We start from the raw sequence: 19,612 nt of genomic DNA on the forward strand, positions 1-19,612 counted from the left end.
TAGAAAAAGAAGCTGAAGAAATAAATCTTCAACTTCTTTTCCTAGGGATGCGTTTCTATCACAATGTTAACTTAATGACATTGAGAGAAGCCCCTAGCACTTCTCTTTGTCTCCTTTTTAATGAGAGGATACTGTAAAATACTTACTCATATTTTTATCTTATTGATTAATAAAAGCTATAAAGCGTTCTACTTCTTCTGGCTTAGTAGCCCATGAAGTTACTAGACGTATAACCGTATGTGTTTCGTCTTTTCTCTCCCAGAAAGAAAAATCAAATTCCTCTTTAAGCTGCTCTAAAAGCACATCTGGAAAAATGGGAAATACTTGATTTGTTACTGACTCTGTTAAGAAGCTATAACCTGCCGCTCTTATACCTTCAGCTAATTGGTTAGCCATTTGATTAGCATGGGCAGCTAAGTCAAAGAATAGGTCTTCTTTAAATAACTCAATAAATTGAATGGCTAATAATCTTCCCTTAGCAAGTAATGCTCCTTTTTGTTTAATATGGAATCTAAAATCGGCTTTAAGCTCTTCTTTAGTAATCACTAAAGCCTCACCCATTAATGCACCATTTTTAGTACCACCAATATAAAAAGCATCCGTTAATCTCGCACAATCTGCTAAGGTGATTTCATTGTCCTGGGCTGTTAAAGCAGAACCTAATCGTGCACCATCCATAAATAAAATGAGGCCATGTGCCTTACAAAACTCACTAAGTCCTTCTAATTCTTTTAAGTTATAATGTGTACCAATCTCTGTTGAATTAGAAATATACACGAGTTTGGGTTTTACCATATGCTCATCTGTATGTCTATCTAAAGCCTCTTCTATAAGTGCAGGTGTTAATTTTCCATCTTGAGCTTTCATTGCTACTACCTTATGGCCTGTAGCTTCAATTGCTCCTGTTTCATGAACATTAATATGTCCTGTTTCTGCAGCAACAGCTGCTTCATGAGGTCTTAAAAAAGCTGAAATGGCGGTTAAGTTAACCTGTGTTCCACCTACAAAAAAGTGAATATCGGCTGTGCCATCTTCTATTTTTTCTTTTAATAGCTTTTTGGCTATTTCTGTATAAGCATCTTCTCCATAACCTGACGTTTGTTCTAAGTTAGAGTTTACCATTGCTTTTAATATATTTTCGTGAGCACCTTCACTATAATCATTTTTAAAACTATACATCATTTTTCTCCCTTTGATTCTTTAAGTTTGTCATTGTGTCATAGCATTGGACATTTAATATTAATCATATAACAAAAGAAGTATCCTTTGCAACCTAACCTCCAAAAGATACTTCTTTTTATCTATTACACTTTTACCCGCGATACACTTTTATTCAAGCTTTCTGATTCTTGATTTAAACTTTCTGCCATAGCTGTAAATCCCTCTGATACAGCCATTTGTCTTTCTGTAACAGCTGCTAGATTAACGGTATGCTTATCAATAATCTCAAACACATGGTCTAACTCATATATTTTTTGCTTAATTGTACTTACATGAGTAGCCATTTGTTCAATAAGTTCCTCACTCACTTTGCACTCCTTCTTTTCTTTATCTACTTCAGCCACAACAATTCGCATATCTTCCTCTAAATAGGTAATAGCCAATTTAGCACTTTCTCGTTTATCTACTTGCTCATATGAAATAAGAGAAATTTCTCTGGTTGAATTTGTAATCTCTTCCAAAGCAACTAACCCCCTCTTGGAAGTTTCTAAGATTCTTTCTGCAATCATTTTTAAGCTAGTAGATGAAATAGTAATATGCTCAAACATCTGGCTAATACGTTCACAACTTTTAATTAGGTTTCTATTAATTTTGCCTATCTCATCTTTCCGATTGACATCTGCTTCTATTTTAAAATCGCCTTTAGCTACCTTGTTCATAGTATTCATTAGCTTATCAACAGGTCTCAATACCCTTTTAAAGCCAAAATAGTTTAGTACTATACAAACCAATGCAGACACTACTGTACTTAATATAATGAGCCATCTAACCAAATATAAATCTAAATAAAAGAGAGCTCTTTCTATTTTATAGCCTACCATCCCCACTAGCTGTTGATCGGAATTAAATATTGGCAGTAAAACGCCACATAGTATATTTTTATTATATTCATCATAATAGTCTTTAAAATAGAAAGGTTCTCCTATTTTTAATTTATTTAACACGCTTATAAATCTTTCTTTTGGTAAACGCTCATAACTTACTACAAAATTCTCTTTTACGCTATCAGATAAATAAACAAGATTTTGTTCATAGGTATTTATAGCAAATATATCTCCCCTCTCTATTAAGTGTCCTAATGTTGTTAAAACACCCTTAACTTCCTTATAATCCTGATTTTCTTTATCCTTTAATTGTTCAATTCTTTGAAGAGCATCACCATTTATCATGGCTTGCCCTACTTGGCTAATACCTAAAGCTTGTTTATATACACTATGTGTAGCATAGCTGTGAATACTTTCATAATAAACAATTCCAGTCAATAAGAAAACGGCTGCAATAATACATGAAGTCATTGCCGTTACTTTTATTCTCAAAGATACTCTCAAACAATCACATCCTCTTTACCTTACAACTTCCTTTTACATCATTTCTATCGTATAGTAAATCGAATTAACTGTCAATTTTTGAGAATTTTTGAATTTAAATCTATTTTATTAGACTATTGTTGGATTTTAAAATAACAATTTTCACATTAACTTCCTAGCTACTAAATTTGTGTATTGGTCAGCGTAATTATAGTAATTCTCAAATCTTGTATTTGCTTATCAAAAGCTTCAAACACTTCATCTTCTAAATTTAAAGTAAAAGGATAATTACTAAACTGTTCCTCAAATTGACTTGGCGTATATGGATTAACATCCATTCGATGATTATCCTCAAAGGTATAAATTAAATTTGTATCGTTAAAATAGAGTATATATAATTGATTTAAAGTATAAAAACGATAGAAGTTACAATAAACACCATACTTGAAAAATAACTTCTGCATTTGTTTAACTAACTGTAGCATCTCCTTAGCTGTATCACACTTTGTTTCATTCAACGCCCTAATTTCCTCTTTATAGCTCTCCAATTGGGCAATTTTTTCTTGATAAGTTGCAATAAGCGCATGCATCATCCCTTGTAAAAGCTGCTGATCCTCTGAATAGGTAGGTGCTTTATAGGAATTATAACGCTTATGTTCAGGGAATTGATAAAGTTTTCCCATTATACACCCTCCTTTAATAGTTTTATTCTAGTCCATTTTTTATTGCTAACACTATATTACTTTTAATATCCATCTTCTTTATTTTTAGCTCTTATCAATATGTATTTTGTTTTAATTTAGTTTTATAAATCATTAACTTAATAAGACCATAAATCATGTAACCTATAAATTCAAATATTCCAACTAACATTAATACACTGGCACCTACAGTAAATTGCAGTACTCTAACCATTTTTTCATTTTTAAGTCCTACAGATAATACAGCTTCCTTCATTTGCTCATTATCTATAGTCGTAATAATAGTATAGCTTCCTGGCTCTTCGATAGTAAAATTAAAATACGATTCGCCTTTTTGACCATTTCTATTATAACTATAACTCAAATCTGCTGCTTCAACCTTTATTTTAGTCTCATCCTTCATCACTTCACATTTTAGTCCCTCAATAACTTCAGGTGCTTCATAATGCTTACCTTCAAATAAAGTATCTAATTCTAAATAAATCGTATATCGACCTGACTGTGTTAGATCAAGTATAGTAGTTCCCGGTACAAGAAAACTAGCTTTAGGTGGATCTATACTTCTTGCCTTGCCCTGATAAAACAAAAAAATACTTGTTACCGCACATAAAATAAAAACAATAGTAGGAATAATAAATTGCTTCTTAGATGGTTTGTATTTCTTTTCAAATGCGTTCATCTTACGCTCCTCTCTTCAACTACATTTATTATATATTATTTTCTTATTCTTTTCACTTATTTACACAAATACTGTTAATATTCCTATTAACAAAGTATTTGTCACCATTGAAGAAAGTGCATTACCTTATTCTTCTTTTGATTCCACTACTTCCTCATCTTTGGATTCTTCCTTTAAACACCCCAAAATAAAAAGATGTCCTTTAAAAGAACATCTTTTTCATATTTTCTAATTATATTAAATTTATTATTCTAATCAATAGCTTCTACTCTTACAATAAAATGGCCAGTGACATTTTTTACTTCTGATATATATAGGTTTCTATAAGCATAATACGGGGTAATCGTACCATTTTGGATATTCTCAAATCTTAGATCATCCTCTTTGTACGTATGATGTTCTTTTACATTAAACCTAATTTCTGTGTCAGTATCCGTTTTCGTAATGATATGCCAAAGTAATTTATCTTTATGCGGTAACTGATTAACACAAAAATTATTGCTATGACGACTTTCTTCACCTTGGAATGTCATTGGCTGGCAAGCAACTGTAGCAGCTTCACCCATATAACCACCTCTTCTCATCTATTTATTAATCATATTATACAAATTATTATATCATATTTTCTGTAACTTTTGAATATATGGATAATGTTTTTTTGTATTTTTATGTTTTCTTCTAACTATCATTTTCCCTTCACTTAATCATCACATTAAACCTTTATGATGTAATCCTAGATACTTAAGTTATCTATTTTTAACCCCATATAAAGGCCTTCCAACTCCCCTGGAAGGCCTTTTCCCTTTTCATCTTTTTCATTTTATTTATTTCTTGTAAATACTAAATGTTTTTCTGTAGATAGTGCTTTATTCCAGCTATATCCAGATTCTGAAAACTGCTTTAACTCCTCTACTTGTTCTATTTTATTTTCACAAATAAAGCGTAACATTTGACCTCTAGCTTTTTTAGCATACATACCTACTACTCTATAATTTTCTCCACTAGCTTCTTTAAAGCTCATTTGAATAACTGGATATTGTTTACTAATTGCTTTTAAGTCTAATACTTTACTATATTCTTCTGAAGCTAAATTGACCAAAAAGCCTTTTTCTTTTTGCCTTTCCAGCTGAGCTAAGACATATTTTGTTAAATCGTCTTTCCAAAACTCATATAAATTCTTCTTCTCTCCTACTGAAAGTGTTGTCCCCATTTCTAGTCGATAGGCTTGTATCCTATCTAAAGGCTTAATTAAACCATACAAACCCGATAAAATGCCCATATGATTTTGCATAAAGCTTATAGCTTCATGATCTAAGCTTTCTACTTGGAGGGCTTTATAAACCTCACCATAAAAAGCATAGATAGCTTCATAGCTGTCTTGGCTTGGATTAAAAAATGCTTTGTATCTGGCCTCATTTACTTCTGCTAAAGCCTCTGACATTTTCATGAGCTGCTTTAAGTCCTCTACGGTATATTGTGAAAGCTGCTTTACTAAAGTTCTAGTGGCCTCGTGAAAAGTGAGTGGTACATAAGACTTAAGAGATGTATTATCAGGTATTTTAAATGTTTTTGCTGGTGAAATAATAATATACATAGGCGCTCCTTATACTTTTTCTTTTATTTTACACACGATTCTCTTTACAAACAATACTTTTTATAGGATAATAATTATTAATTAGAACTTTATTACTAAGGAGGTTATATAATGTCAGATGTGATTTTAACAGAAGGTATGGTTGCTCCTGATTTTACTTTAATGGGTTCGGACCAAAAGGAGCATCGTTTAAGTGATTATTTAGGTAAAAAAGTTATTTTGTATTTTTATCCTAAGGATAATACACCAGGTTGTTCCAGAGAAGCGGAAGCTTTTCGTGACCACTTTAATGCCTTTGCTGATGCAAATACTATTATTTTAGGTATAAGCCGTGACACCCTTGCTTCTCATGATAAATTCATTGCTAAATACAATCTTCCTTTCGTGCTCCTTTCGGACAGCAATGAAGAGGTATGTAAACTTTATGATGTACTTAAAGAAAAAAATATGTATGGACGCATAAGTATGGGTATTGAAAGAAGTACTTTTATGATTGATGAAAAGGGAATTCTTACTAAAATTTATCGTAAAGTAAAAGTAGCAGGTCATGTGGAAGCTGTTGCTTGTGAGTTAGGACTATAAATAAAAAGCCATGGGAATCCATGGCTTTTTATTATCTCTATTTTTTACACCTATTCGTCTCTATTTTTTCTATATTATTGTGCTGATTCAAATTTTTGTACAATTTGATCTGCTTCTGGGCTAATAACAAATAAAATCATATTATCTTTTTGTGCTGTTTTATAGTTCTCAACTAATTCAAGCTGTTCTGGTAAGTAACTTTTCCATTGATCTACTAAAGCTTTTTGTCTTTTTTCTATACCAGCCATTACTTTATCAGCATCTTTAGCATCCTTTAATTCAAATACAGCAACCTCTGTTGCATGTACATTCATCATTGGCATTTGTACATAATAGCTGTTTAATAAGCTTGTATCAATACCATAAGTATCAGCAAACATAGTGCTATCCATAGCCATTCCTGCTGGCATTTCAATACCATCAACTGCTACAAAATAAGTTTCTTGGGCTGGTGTTGGATCCGTTTCTCCTGTCACTTCTTCTCCTGTCACTCCGCCTGCATTCTCATCTACCACTGGTGTTTCAGTTGGTGTAACTTCATCTACTGCTGGCGATTCAGTTGGCGTTACTGATGGTTGTTCTGTTTTTTGCCCACAACCTGTTAAGGCTGCACTTCCAATTACTAATGTCATGATTACTGCTAAAAGTTTTTTGTTTATTTTCATTTTTGTTTCTCCTAAAGTCAATTAATAATCTGCTAAACTTAACTAGCCATTAGTTTAGACGTATCCTTTTCACTTTAGGTTCCCATAAATTTAATTTTTTATCCCTGAATAACCAAAAAGCTTTCTTCATTGTTTTTCTGGCTGATAGGCACTACTACTTCATCTCCAATAATGCCACTTGCTTCAAAAATAAAAGCAGGATCGATAGCTTGTCCACCAATGTAGTATTCAAAATGCAGATGCGGTGTACTACTGTCACCTGTGTTCCCTGTAAATCCAATAATATCACCAGCTTTTACATCATCACCAGCTATTACACCATAAGCACTTAAATGCATGTATCTTGCTTCTACACCATTGCCATAATCAATAAAAATCATATGTCCGCCGCCTTTAGTGACACCCTTTGAATCAGGTGCTGCTTTAGTCACTATGCCATCAGCACTTGCAAAAATAGGGGTTCCTTCAGCTGCTCTAATATCTATTCCTTGATGAAAATAGCCAATCCTAGATTGATTAAAAGGTGCTAGCACCTCTCCTTTTTGTTGGAGAGGACTTACTAGAAAGCCCGGTATCTGTATATAATCTAACTTCATTCCACTTGTATCTCTATAAACAGTTGTTTGATCGGTAGTCACTACTGGTGTTATCTCTTCTGCTTGCACCACTGTACTACACGCTAGAAGCATTAATAAAATACAACTTACTTTTTTAAACTGCTTCATGCTATAATTCCCCCTTTATTTCTACATAATTATACTATATCTTATATTTTTATATGAGTAAATATTTTGCAATGCAAAAAAAAGAAGAATTTTAGAACTTACTATTCTAAAATTCTTCCTTTTTAACTATTTCTATTTATCATTCTTTATATTCTTTTATTCATTCTTACTGAATATCTCTTTGTTTAATTTACCTTCTGTTTTTGCCACTGTAGTAGCACTAATAAGTGTCCCACTTACATTAACCATAGTACGTCCCATATCAATGATAGGGTCAACAGCAATAACCCCACCTACCAGTGGGAAATACGCACCCATTCCCATTCCTGATATAACCACAGATACTGCAATAGTAGCACTTCCTGGTAGACCAGCTATACCTAGGGAACTAATAGTGATAATAATGACTAACATCACATAAAAACTAAAGTCCATTGGTGTGCCTGTCATATTGGCTAACATCACTGTCATTAAAGCCGGATAAATACCAGCGCAACCATTCATACCCATATTGGAGCCAAGACTTCCTACAAAGCTAGCCACTCCTTCATCCACTCCCACATTCTTATGAAGTGCTTCAATCGTTACAGGTAAAGTCCCTAAACTAGAGCGTGATGTAAAAGCAAGTACTAGCGGCTCTAATACATTCTTTGTATATTGAATAGGATTAAGACCATTCAATAGAGCTATTCCTAAATGAATCACAAACATAATGGCTAAACTTAAATAAATAGCTACTATAAAATGAAGCACTGAGCTTAAGGCTCCTACACCTCTTGCAGTAATTGTATTAGCTAAAAGTGCAATAACTGCATAAGGCATAAATTTAATAATCGTCATAGCTACACTTAAAATAATCTTGTAAAAGGCCTCTATCCATTTTACAAATGGCTCTATCACTTCCCCATGCTTTTTGCTCATCCTTCTAATAGCGATACCAATAAAAGCTGCAAAGATAACGACTGCAACAATATTAGCTTCTGCCATGGCTTTAACAGGATTAGCCGGAAGAAGTCCTCTAAAAGTTTCTACAATAGATGACATTTCACGTATTTCTGCATCTTGGATAACCACAATATCTCCTGAACCCAATCCAAAGATTTGTCCTACAACAACACCAATAATAGCCGCAATAACAGTGGTTCCTAAAAGCATTCCTATAGTCTTGGCAGTGAGCTTCCCTATACCTTCTCCTTGCATATTCATAATAACTCTCACAATAGATAAAAATACGAGTGGTACGACAAGCATCTTTAAAAGATCCATAAAACCATTCCCTACTAGCCCATACCAGCTAGATACTTCACTTAACCACACAATATCTTTTGGTATCTCTGGAAATCCAGCTACCCATTGAATAATAAGTCCAAGTACAAGCCCAATTATTGTACTTATAATCATGCGAATGGAAAACTTAATTTTTCTTTTTTCCATTTGTCTAATACCAAAAAATAAAATGATTAATACACCAATAAATGCCACTGTTAGTGGATTACTTAACAATAAAAACTGTGTCAAAAAAGTACTTTGTTCCATTTCTAGTTTCTCCATGTTGTCTCTGTTTTCTTTATTTATGTTTCACATATCCTTCTTTTATAACTTAAACCTTAGTATAAGTCAATACCTCCCCGTTCATACTAACTTTAACATTTCTTTGGAAGGAAAATTGATATGAAAACTTTTTTTAAATATTTTACCCTATTTAGTCTAGGTGGACTCTTATATATGATGATTGAAATCCTTTTTAGTGGAAGTACTCACTGGACTATGGGCATTTTAGGAGGCCTTTGCTTCCTTCTAATTGGTCTTATCAATAGCACCTTTAGTTATGATTTTTCCTTAATTAAGCAAATGGCCATGTCTGCCATTCTTATTACTGCCTTAGAATTTGTAGCTGGAGTCATCCTCAACTTAGGCCTACATCTTGCTATTTGGGATTATAGCCATCTTCCTTTTAACATATTAGGTCAAGTCTGCTTGCCCTTTAGCTTTATATGGTTCTTTTTATCCTTGCCTGCTATTTTTCTAGATGATTTTATTCGCTGGCAGCTTTTTGGAGAAGAGAAACCTCATTATAAATTATTTTAATTCTCGAATCTTATCATTTTTTTAAATATGTTGATATAAGATATTTAATATTATATAATATTGTATGACGTTAAATATCTTATTATTTTTACTAATATTCTATCAAACAATGATGTAGAGGTACCTAAATGCTCTTTTTTTATCTACTAATAGGGACATGCTCAACTGTAATAGTCATTAATGTTTTAATGTATTTCATTAATTGGTTATTACATTTTATAGATTATAAATTAACCCGCAAGGCTTATTATATCTTATCCGCCTCTCTGATTCTTATAGGAGGCATCCTATTAAACACTTACATAATACATATCATATTATAAATAAAATATTATAAGAGAAAGGGTCAACTAGATGGGAAAAATGATGTCTATATTGGAAAAGTATAAATTTGTTGAAAAAGATACTTCCACTACCGATGAAGAAGTTTCATCTTTCGCTACCTCTGAAGAAGCTGTAGAAGTAACGCCGGAAATTGAGACTGAAGAAACTATCAAAGTACAAGAAATAATAGAGGAGCCACCGACTATGCCAAACCCTATTTCTGAAGAAGATATCAAAAAAGCAGCTACTTATGACCGTCATTTAAGTATTAAAGAAATTTATACTAAGTATGACCTAGATACTGTTGCTGTTACAGATTCTGTTTACTTATTAGAAAACTTAATCAATGCTTTACCAGCAGAATTACCTGACTTTGTCAAGAAAACAACCGTCAATAATATTATTAAAGCCTCAGCTATGAATATTGATAAACTATTAGATGATGGTCATACACGTTCAACTAAGTTAAAAGGGTTTATTGATGAATATACTACTGCTAATCTTAATGATATTGAAAATCTTAAACAAGAGATTGATCGCTTAAATGCCATCATTGCTGAGTATCATCAACAAGTCCGCTTAAAAGAAAAACTCATTCAAGAAGAAACCACTTTAGTCGAAACTGAAGAAACTCGTATTCATAATATCTTAAATTTCTTCAAAAACTAGCTGCCTATGATAAAAAATAAAATTTACATACTTAAACTTCTTGTTTTGCAACTTCTTTGTGGTGGACTAGCTATTATTATAAGTGGTATCCTAGGTTTTTCTTCTATTTTTGCACAGTACGATGTAAGACTTTATAAAAATATTTCTATTAATAATATAGATATAGGTAATCAAACAGCTGAAGAAGCCATCACTGTTGTTAACGAGTATTATCTAAACCCTATTTTAGATAAGCAATTAATCTTAACATTAGGTGATACTCGTCTTCAGCTTTCTTTAGGCGATTTATTAATTGATACAAACTTGACGGCCATTATTCAGGAAGCCTTACACTATCCTAATCAGTTATCTTTTTTAGATAAAACAGCTTTATTAGAAGGAGAGGCCCCTAAAAACTTTGAAATCTCATTAAATTTTGATGAGCAAAAATTACAAACAGCTGCAATTAATTTGATTACTAGTCAAACTGTTGATTCTAAAGATGCAGCTATTCACATTACACCAAGCGGTGATATTAAGCTAACACCTCATGTTGCAACCATTTCTTTTGATAAGACTGCGCTTTTAGAAAAACTTCATCACTATCTAATGGACTATAAACAGTTGGCTGACATAACAACTATCGATATGAATTCTTTTATTTCAACAAGCAATCCTGATATTACTACGGAAGTACTAAAAACTGTTGATACTCTTGTCACCTCTTATCACACGCGTTTTACTCCAGGTACAGGTAACGCTACCAACATTATTGTTTGTGCTGCTACCATTAATAATACCCTACTGATGCCTGGCGAAACCTTTAGTTTTAATGGTATAGTAGGTAATACAACGCTAGATAAAGGCTATACCTATGCACCTGTTATTGCCAACTATCAAATGGTACAGGGGGTTGGAGGCGGTGTATGCCAAGTTTCTTCTACCCTATATAATGCCATCTTGCAAATTGGCTTACTTCCTACAGAAAGACTGCCTCATTCTAGGCCTTCTTCTTATGTACCTATGGGACTAGATGCTACAATCAATTGGGATTCTATTGATTTTAAGTTTACTAATACCTTAGAATATCCTCTTTATATCGTAGCTTATACAAAAGATAATGAGCTTTGTATTGATTTATATTCTAATCACAGTTTATTAGATACAACTTATGTCCTTAAAAGTGAAGTTTACAAAGTTATTCCTTCACCTGTTCGTTATAAAAAAGATAGTTCGCTACCTAAAGGAACACGTTCATTAGTTTCTTCTGGCTATAAAGGCTATAAAGTTAAAACTATTAGAGAAACCTATAATAAAGAACAGTTAACAGAATCTCTTATTATTTCTTGGGATACTTATGCAGCTGCACCTACGATATATAAAACAGGTAATTAATTAGCGTTAATAATAAAAGCAAGGACAATGGTCCTTGCTTTTATTTACTGTGCACTACTATTCTCACTTGGAGCTGTTGTAGTATCTAGATTGCCTTCAGTACTTGGTTTTTCTGGTGGTGTTCCATTTGCACCTTTTTCCCCAGTAGGCTTCTCTGGTGGTGTCATACCTTCCCCACCTTGTTTCATTGTTCCTTCTGAAGGCATTGTACCTTCTGGCAAAGCTGGTCTATTACTCTCATCTGGTATAGCTGGAGGTGTAGTACCATCCTGAGTTGCAGCTCCTTTATCTGGCTTTTCACCTCTTCCACCTCCACCATTACCACCTGGCCCAAAACCACTGTTTCCTGTTGTCACACCGGATTCTGATAAATAGGTGACTATGTCAGTTGGTGTAAAGCTAACAGCCTCTCCTTCTGGTGTATAAGCAGCAGTTGTTTCATATAAACCATTAGTAGCATTACCTGCAACGCTACCTCCTGTATAAAAACTATAGCTTTCTCCTGTTTTTATTTCAGGTATAGAAATGACTACAGAACGATAGGCTTTAGTAGGTGCAAAAGTCAGTAGAGCATTACCATTACTATCAGCTAAATGAATCATTTCTCCTGCCTGCTTATTTGCTGAATAAGTCATGGCTATACTTGGTTGAGTAGAACTACTTGAAGGTACTTGTGCCATACCTGCACTACCAGCAGCGATGAATACACCACCAGTTATATTAAAGCTACCATCATAATCTAATGCACCATTGCCATCATTGGTTGGCCCATTTACAACAACTGTGCCTCCTGACATTTCAATTGAACCATTTGCATCTAAACCATCACCTGAAGCATCTACAAAAAGAGTGCCTCCACTAATAGTGAGCTTGCCATCCTCTGTATTTGCAAAACTATTTTGTCCAGGTCTTCCATTAATAGCGGAAGCATCATTTCCTCCACTTATATTAACACCATCATCACTAGCCATTACGTTAATCTCTCCAGAAGTAATATTAATTTCACTACTTTCTAGTCCTTCGTAGCTCTTTGTAATAGTCAATTTTACTTCTCCTATATTTAGCTGGGTATCTGCATGAATACCATCATCTCCCGATGTTAGAGTCATGTCTGCACCACTAATGGCAATGGTATCATTGCTATGGATACTATCATCCGCTGTGTTTAATGTAAAAGTACCTCCACTAATATAAATAGCTTTGCTTCCTTTAATGCCTTTGTAGCTAGTTGATTCATCTGTATTTTCCGTTGTAGTAGTCGCTGTAGTATCTTCTACTTGCGTAGCTGTCGTGCTGACCTTAGTTTGGCCCTTTCCCATAGGTCCAGCCACTTGATTTTGTTCTTGCTTTTTAACTGCATTAGCACTTTCTCCACCAGTTTCTACCGTATACGTTCCTTCTGCGATATAGACATTTGTTTTAGCTTGAATGCCATCAGCTCCTGCTACTATATTAAAGTTTCCATCTTCTATGGCTACAAACCCTTTTGTCTCATCTGTATCATTAGTGGCTTTAATACCATCACCTTTTGCTGTGATTTGAACATTACCTGTTTTTACGATGACAGCATCTTTCCCCATCACCCCATCATCAACTGCTTCTATTTGTAATGTGCCTTCCATTAATTTCAAAGTATCTTTAGTGGTAATGGCATTATTGTAATTGGCTATTACTTCTAAGCTACCTTTTCCGTTAATAGTTAAATCATCCTTGCTAAAAATAGTTGCATTAGGCTCATCACTACTGGCATCTTCTAATATATAGCTTTCTCCATCTGTAAAACGATTGGTTGTCCCCTCTTCTAGACTTAAAACTACCTTACCGGCTTGTTTGACATAAACAGGAGCAGTTGTAGTGCAATTAATATCTACGCCATTTAAAACAAGGCGTACTGCTGCCTTATCTGCTGCATCTACTATAATACTTCCATCTGCTAATGTTCCACTTATTACGTAGGTCCCTGCTTTTTCAATAATAAGTGTACTTTCCTCTACTTTTACACCTTTTCCTTTAAAACTAATTTGGTCTTCCTTTAATTCAATAGTTGCTGCCACAGTATTTTCCCATGATGTATAGTAATCATCTTCTTCGTAGTTAACGACCTGAGCTATTAAGGATTCTCCTATGGTATTTTCTTTATTGGATTGATTTTCTTCTACTGTGAGTGTTTCTTGCTGCGTTTGACTAGCTATGTCTGTTTTTTTATTACTGCAACCTGTAAATAAACTTATACAAACTATCATGCCTAGCAAGCGTATATTCTTTCTTAATCTCTTATTCATCATACCACCTTCTCAATCAGTCTTATCTACAGTTCTTCCTTCGTTACTTTTGGCCTACCACATACAATAGGCAAATTACCATTTCTACAACGTAGTTCATCTATTAATTGTTTTTCTTTATTCTCTTCTTTTAAAGCAATCATGTAATGTAGTTCATACATACTACCTAAATTAGTCGTTTTTACTCTTTCTAAACTTACCTTGTTTGTAAACTTTGCAAATAGATCATCAAATATAGTGGTATAATCAATATTTTCTGGAATAGTTACCTTTAATTCTTTTTCTGGAGATTGTTTTTCTCCAAATTTTGTTTTAAATAATAGGAAGAATGCTATACCAATAATCACTGTCATTAATACCGCAAAGCTAACAAAGCCTACACCTGTAGCTAGTCCAATTGCCATGGCAAATACAATATAAGAAATATCCTTTGAATTACCTGGTACTGAACGGAACCTTACTAAACTAAAAGCTCCTAAAACAGCGACACTGGTTCCTAAATTACCATTAACCATTGCAATAATCGCTTGAATAAGTGCTGGTAAAATCACCAAAGATACTGTAAAGTTCTTCGTATATTTCCCATCTGACATGTAAACTAAAGCAATGATTACACCTAAAATCAATGCTATTCCTGTACAAATTAAAACGTTTCCTAATTGAAGTGTTCCTGTTCCTGCTCCTGTATCTAGTATGCTTGTAAGCATCTTTGTTCCCTCCTCATTTCTAATAAGCTTTGTTTATAAACATTTCCATACTTCGAAAAGGAAGTAGGATAAATTTCTAATTCTGATAACGTATGCACTAACCACAGTGGCATGGCTAAGGGTACCTTGATTTCCATTAAGTACTCGTTGTTATCTAAAAGAAAATCACCATAATCTCCTTTTCCTAAGCTTAAATCTCCCTGCCTACTTCTGATATGATGGTCAAAGGTAATACGAATATTAGAGTCCGCTTTACCAAAGTAAGCAATTCTGTTATAAGCTAAGTAAACCTTTGGAATAGGTTTATAAAATGCCATGAAGTAATCAATTTCTTTAAATATCTGATTCTCTTTTTTAGGCTTGATACCACTATTTAAGTAACGCTCTGCTTCTTCTAACGTTAAAGAAACTCTCCTTTTAAAAACAACCCCTTTATATTTCTTTTTAATTTCTATAAACACTGTATCCTTTTTATTAGGTCTACCATAGCTTCTCAGACGAAGCTTCTCTTTGTACTTAGGTTTCTCTATGGAAGTTCGAATGAGATCATAGGTAGGTGTATCATAGTAAATGTTACAAATAGTATGCATACCATATTCATCTTGAGCCATATAAGGTTCTATTGCTTTTAAGAGTGCTTGATATTTTTCTTTCGTTAGCAAGTACTTCTTTTCTACACGCTCAAAAACATAATTGGTTTTTGTACTAGCCATTGCTTTTCCTCCCTTTCCGTTTCCTATTGATTATTTATATCATAGCGCTTAGCTGACTGATTATGTAATGAGTATACTAGCCGTTCCTTAAATTAATCTTAAAGGTTTAGAAAAGTTTTTTAAGGTTATTTTCAAGTTAAAAAGGCATATTGCACAATTCCACGCAATACGCCCTAATTAATGAAAGCTATTCATTTTTATTTGTTACTTTAAAATTAAGCCTTGTTTCTAAATTCATCACTAACTAACCATGTTTTTCCTTCTTCCATATCTGTACTAAAGTAAAGTTGTCCGTTTTCTAATATATTTGCTTTTTTAATCGCTTTACAAATATGCCATAGACTTCTCTTATCAGTTGCTATTGCAAGTTTGATAATTCTAGGACTTAAATGCCTAATATGCTCTACAACCTTGTCTAACATCAATTGAGATACACTTGTTCCGTAAAAATCGATTAAAATCCTTCTCCTTTCTGAAGAATTTAAAATGAACACTTCTTCTCTTTCCATCATAGAAAACAAGGCTTCCCTATCATCATAATAGCTACCATAATGTATCCCATGAAAGTAACCACCTTTATAGTAATAAGGACTTAAAGCATTACTTGGAGATTTCATTAGCATAACATCACCTTTGACTTGTTAGACAAGCCATCCTTTCTTTGCCTTATATCCATCTAAATGATAACAATGTATTTCACAGCTATAATGCGATAAAACAAGTATAGGATGCCTGGCTCCTAATCCATTCATTATTCTACCTCTCCTTCAATTAATTCAGATAGTTGTTTTTGACTCCGAACATGGCGGCACCATCGAATTGTTTCCTGTGTTATACAAATGCCATAGTAAAGAGTAGATAGCTTATAGTAAAAGCCATCCTTATTTTCTATCTTATCAAAATCCTTTTCTAGCGCTTGAAGTTTATTCAAATAATTAATGTTATTCATTTCATGTTCCAGTAATTGATGTTCACGGATTTCTGGTGGCAATTTATCAAAAAAGTATACTTTAGCTAAATGCGTGTTTGTTCCATCAAGTATATTTATAGGTGCTGAAAGCCACTCAAAGAAATGCTGTTTTCCCTCCTCTGTAATATGATAAAATATTTTTCGTCTACCCCCTTGAGGTTGCTCGTAAGTAGTTAAATGCCCATTTACAGTTAGCTTTTTCAGTGCAGGATACAGACTACCAAAACTAGCCTTATAGAAAATACCAATACCATTTTCTATAAGCTTTTTTATATCATAGCCTGTTAGATCATCTTCTAGTACCATACCTAAAACAATAGACTCTAGAATCTTAAACACCTCCTCTAAATATATCGTATAGATATATTGTATACTCAATTATCTAATTTTTAAAGTTATATTTATTTTTAATTTTCAATTTATTATTTGTGCATTGAAAAAAGACAAACTGCAACTACAGTTTGCCTTTCTTCACTTTGTTGCTTACATTAAATCATATACACTAGTAAGCTTGATTTGATCTTGTAGCATTTCTCTTGTTATATCATTATCTAAGTCTGCTTTCATCAACTTAACTTCTTTGACTATATTAGGATATACATCAAAATAGTTATCTTCTAATATCGTATCGATTTCCTTAAACTCAATTCCTACACGTCTTGCAAATACATCACTTTTTACTTTTATTCCGAAATGGTCTTCATATTCTACTATATCAACTTTTAACCCAGGCTCCTTAAATTCAAATTGCTTAGGCTTAACTAATAATAATGTATCTGAACTAATACATACTTTATCACTGTAGAGCTTATAAACAATGTAGATATTTCTTTCATCACTTCTATTAGTAATATACTGCTGATACGGAATGGTTATCATATGCCTTACTGATAAGCTCTCAGCTGTTACTCCAAATACTTCTTCATGAAGTACTCCTTTAGTTTGATGTACAATCTGACAACTTACTTCTCCCTTAAACACCTCTAATGTATCATTAGTAATGTATAAGCTGCATCCTCCCTCTTCTGCTTTAGCAGATATAAGCACTGGTGCATAAGCCCTTTTTACATAATATTGAGATGCCTTCCATCTTCCAAAATAGTCTATAGTTGCCCAAGAAGCTACTGGCCAGCAATCATTTAATTGCCAATAAGTAGATCCCATACATCTACCACGATTTCTTCTCCAATGTTCGATAGCAACTTTTAAACAATCTCCTTGTAAAATTTGTGATGCATATAAAGTCATCTCAAAATTCTTTGGGTATGGATAGTATTGAGCCATATAGTACATTATTGTTGCATTCCCATGACCATTATCAATACATTTTTGATGTTGCTCCATAACTGGAGAATATATATTAAAGTCCTTTTCTTCTGCAAACGTTCTAATGGTCTTCATGCTAGGAAAGGATTGAAAACCATATTCACTGGCAAATCTAAAATACTGATTTTCAAAATCCTCAAACGGCTTCTTACCATGCCATACATCCCAATAGTGTGCATCTCCTTTATCCTGTGCGCTTGGCTCAAAAAATCCGCCTCCTGAAGAAGGAGAGGATGGCCAATAAAATCTTTGTGGATCAAACTTTCTTACCATTTCTGGAAGTATTTCTTCAAACATTTTAAGATAATCCAATCTCAGCTTCTGGTCTTCAGGAAGTCCCCAATAGCACCAAGCTGATTCCATTTCATTATTACCACACCATAATCCAAGACTTGCATGATTTCTTAGTCGTCTAATATTATCTTCAAATTCAGCCATAATATTGTCTTTAAAGTCTTCTGTTAAATTGTATACTGCACAAGCAAACATAAAATCTTGCCATACAATAAGCCCTAGTTCATCACATAAGTCATAAAAATAATCTTCTGCGTAATAAGCTCCACCCCAAACACGTATACAATTAAAATTTGAACGAATACAAGTCTCTAATATTCTTCTCGTTCTTTCTAGTGTATTTCTTCCCATCAAATTATCTTCTGGAATATAATTGGCACCTAGCGCAAAAATACTCAAGCCATTTATTTCAAAACAGAAACCTTCCCCCCATTGATCCTTTTCCTTCTTAATCCTTAAGGTGCGCAGACCTATTCTTTTCCTTAAAACATCACACTCTTTATCTTCATTCTTTAAAATAACCTTAACTTCATAAAGTGGTTGCTTACCATATCCATTAGGCCACCATAGTTCTGGATTCTCAATATTTATATTAAATGCTGTTAAGTCATTTGCTGCCTCGTATGTATGAGCAACCATCTGCCCTTTAGCATCACTTATTTGACATTCAACAAGTAATTCCTTTGAAGTAAGCTTTTCTATTTCTACTTCTATTCCTAGCTTTACACCATCAGTACTATGTTGTTGTTTGACATATAAATCTGTCAGTCTTGCCTCGCTATATGCTTTAATAGCAATCTCTCTAAAAATACCCATATCAGGAAGTTGTGGTCCCCAATCCCACCCAAAGGCGCAGTGAGCTTTTCGAATATGTTGATAACCTGGGACTGTACTTGATACTCCCCATAAGGATTTTTCTTCATCCTTTTGCTTGATGTATTGAAGTGGTGAATCAATAATAATATGAATCTCATTTATTCCAACTTCTAGTATACCTTTTACATCAAATTCATAAGTTCTATGCATATTTTGAGTTTTTCCGACGCTTTGCTTATTAATAAAAATCTCTGCTATCGTATCAATTCCTTTACATTCAAGAACAATTTTATCTTGAGTCAACAATGCTTCTGAAACCTCAAAGCTTCTCTTGTATTCATAATCTAATTCTGATAAGGCCTTTACTTCTTCCTCATTCTCACCATAAAAAGGATCTTTCATCTTGCCTAATCTGAGTAAATCTGTATATAAAGTGCCTGGTACATAAGCTTCTAACCAATCCTGATCTTTTCGGCTTTTAAATTGCCACTTACCATTCAATTTTATTCCTTTCATGCTAATTCCTCCTTAAAATGTATCTATAATTAAATTTTATAATAGCTTTTAGCATGAAA

Annotated in this window: 19 protein-coding genes; 4 read left to right on the forward strand and 15 right to left on the reverse strand. The window is 33.4% G+C overall.

Features of this window, described 5'->3' with window-relative positions; translation table 11 throughout:
• Window positions 1–159 precede the first annotated feature (159 nt).
• From EKH84_RS18465 to yaaA, 6 genes are all read right to left on the reverse strand, one after another.
• Entirely contained in the window at window positions 160–1,179 is a 1,020-nt protein-coding gene (locus EKH84_RS18465) for a threonine aldolase family protein (protein WP_127067427.1), read from the reverse strand.
• A gap of 125 nt (window positions 1,180–1,304) precedes the next feature.
• Window positions 1,305–2,549, reverse strand: coding sequence for a HAMP domain-containing protein (locus tag EKH84_RS18470; protein ID WP_127067428.1), 1,245 nt, complete (start codon window positions 2,547–2,549; stop codon window positions 1,305–1,307).
• A 161-nt stretch (window positions 2,550–2,710) separates the two neighbouring features.
• The gene (locus EKH84_RS18475) at window positions 2,711–3,211 is read right to left on the reverse strand and encodes a hypothetical protein (protein ID WP_127067429.1); all 501 of its coding nucleotides are present in this window, start codon (window positions 3,209–3,211) and stop codon (window positions 2,711–2,713) included.
• 94 nt (window positions 3,212–3,305) lie between these two features.
• Window positions 3,306–3,908, reverse strand: coding sequence for a hypothetical protein (locus EKH84_RS18480; RefSeq protein WP_127067430.1), 603 nt, complete (start codon window positions 3,906–3,908; stop codon window positions 3,306–3,308).
• A 251-nt stretch (window positions 3,909–4,159) separates the two neighbouring features.
• Window positions 4,160–4,474 (reverse strand): hypothetical protein, encoded by a 315-nt coding sequence (locus EKH84_RS18485; protein ID WP_013658077.1) that lies wholly within the window; start codon window positions 4,472–4,474, stop codon window positions 4,160–4,162.
• Between the two features lie 254 nt (window positions 4,475–4,728).
• On the reverse strand, window positions 4,729–5,502 hold the full coding sequence (gene yaaA / locus EKH84_RS18490) for a peroxide stress protein YaaA (RefSeq protein ID WP_127067431.1): 774 nt from the start codon (window positions 5,500–5,502) through the stop codon (window positions 4,729–4,731).
• A gap of 123 nt (window positions 5,503–5,625) precedes the next feature.
• Here yaaA and EKH84_RS18495 point away from each other — a divergent pair, with 123 nt between their 5' ends.
• Window positions 5,626–6,084 carry a peroxiredoxin gene (locus tag EKH84_RS18495; protein ID WP_334290685.1) on the forward strand — a complete coding sequence of 153 codons (459 nt, stop codon included), beginning with the start codon at window positions 5,626–5,628 and terminating at the stop codon, window positions 6,082–6,084.
• Between the two features lie 74 nt (window positions 6,085–6,158).
• Here EKH84_RS18495 and EKH84_RS18500 read toward each other — a convergent pair whose 3' ends face one another.
• From EKH84_RS18500 to EKH84_RS18510, 3 genes are all read right to left on the reverse strand, one after another.
• The gene (locus EKH84_RS18500; protein ID WP_127067432.1) at window positions 6,159–6,749 is read right to left on the reverse strand and encodes a DUF4358 domain-containing protein; all 591 of its coding nucleotides are present in this window, start codon (window positions 6,747–6,749) and stop codon (window positions 6,159–6,161) included.
• Between the two features lie 98 nt (window positions 6,750–6,847).
• A complete protein-coding gene (locus EKH84_RS18505) occupies window positions 6,848–7,474 on the reverse strand; it encodes a M23 family metallopeptidase (protein WP_127067433.1) in 627 nt (208 codons plus the stop codon).
• 156 nt (window positions 7,475–7,630) lie between these two features.
• Entirely contained in the window at window positions 7,631–9,010 is a 1,380-nt protein-coding gene (locus tag EKH84_RS18510; RefSeq protein WP_127067434.1) for a cation:dicarboxylate symporter family transporter, read from the reverse strand.
• Window positions 9,011–9,199: 189 nt separating this feature from the next.
• Between EKH84_RS18510 and EKH84_RS18515 the strand changes: the two genes are divergently transcribed.
• The 3 genes from EKH84_RS18515 (at window position 9,200) to EKH84_RS18525 (ending at window position 11,929) form a co-directional block, all read left to right on the forward strand.
• Window positions 9,200–9,562 (forward strand): putative ABC transporter permease, encoded by a 363-nt coding sequence (locus EKH84_RS18515; RefSeq protein ID WP_410496280.1) that lies wholly within the window; start codon window positions 9,200–9,202, stop codon window positions 9,560–9,562.
• 354 nt (window positions 9,563–9,916) lie between these two features.
• Window positions 9,917–10,555: a hypothetical protein gene (locus EKH84_RS18520; protein ID WP_127067436.1), complete on the forward strand. Its 639-nt coding sequence runs from the start codon at window positions 9,917–9,919 to the stop codon at window positions 10,553–10,555.
• A gap of 6 nt (window positions 10,556–10,561) precedes the next feature.
• Window positions 10,562–11,929, forward strand: coding sequence for a VanW family protein (locus tag EKH84_RS18525; RefSeq protein WP_013658085.1), 1,368 nt, complete (start codon window positions 10,562–10,564; stop codon window positions 11,927–11,929).
• Window positions 11,930–11,973: 44 nt separating this feature from the next.
• Here the strand turns inward: EKH84_RS18525 and EKH84_RS18530 are convergent, their stop codons facing one another.
• The 6 genes from EKH84_RS18530 to EKH84_RS18555 form a co-directional block, all read right to left on the reverse strand.
• Window positions 11,974–14,211: a carbohydrate-binding domain-containing protein gene (locus tag EKH84_RS18530; protein ID WP_127067437.1), complete on the reverse strand. Its 2,238-nt coding sequence runs from the start codon at window positions 14,209–14,211 to the stop codon at window positions 11,974–11,976.
• A 26-nt stretch (window positions 14,212–14,237) separates the two neighbouring features.
• Window positions 14,238–14,918, reverse strand: a complete 681-nt coding sequence (locus tag EKH84_RS18535) for a DUF4956 domain-containing protein (RefSeq protein WP_013658087.1) — start codon at window positions 14,916–14,918, stop codon at window positions 14,238–14,240.
• Window positions 14,900–15,631 (reverse strand): polyphosphate polymerase domain-containing protein, encoded by a 732-nt coding sequence (locus EKH84_RS18540; protein WP_127067438.1) that lies wholly within the window; start codon window positions 15,629–15,631, stop codon window positions 14,900–14,902. Before EKH84_RS18540 ends, EKH84_RS18535 begins: the two co-directional genes overlap by 19 nt.
• 215 nt (window positions 15,632–15,846) lie before the next feature.
• Window positions 15,847–16,248, reverse strand: coding sequence for a hypothetical protein (locus EKH84_RS18545; RefSeq protein WP_243118612.1), 402 nt, complete (start codon window positions 16,246–16,248; stop codon window positions 15,847–15,849).
• A gap of 134 nt (window positions 16,249–16,382) precedes the next feature.
• Entirely contained in the window at window positions 16,383–16,940 is a 558-nt protein-coding gene (locus tag EKH84_RS18550) for a PadR family transcriptional regulator (RefSeq protein ID WP_243118613.1), read from the reverse strand.
• Between the two features lie 144 nt (window positions 16,941–17,084).
• On the reverse strand, window positions 17,085–19,553 hold the full coding sequence (locus EKH84_RS18555) for a beta-mannosidase (RefSeq protein WP_127067440.1): 2,469 nt from the start codon (window positions 19,551–19,553) through the stop codon (window positions 17,085–17,087).
• Window positions 19,554–19,612: the final 59 nt, after the last annotated feature.

It is taken from the genome of Cellulosilyticum sp. WCF-2 (genome assembly GCF_003990395.1).
In the GTDB taxonomy this organism is placed as follows: domain Bacteria; phylum Bacillota; class Clostridia; order Lachnospirales; family Cellulosilyticaceae; genus Cellulosilyticum; species Cellulosilyticum lentocellum.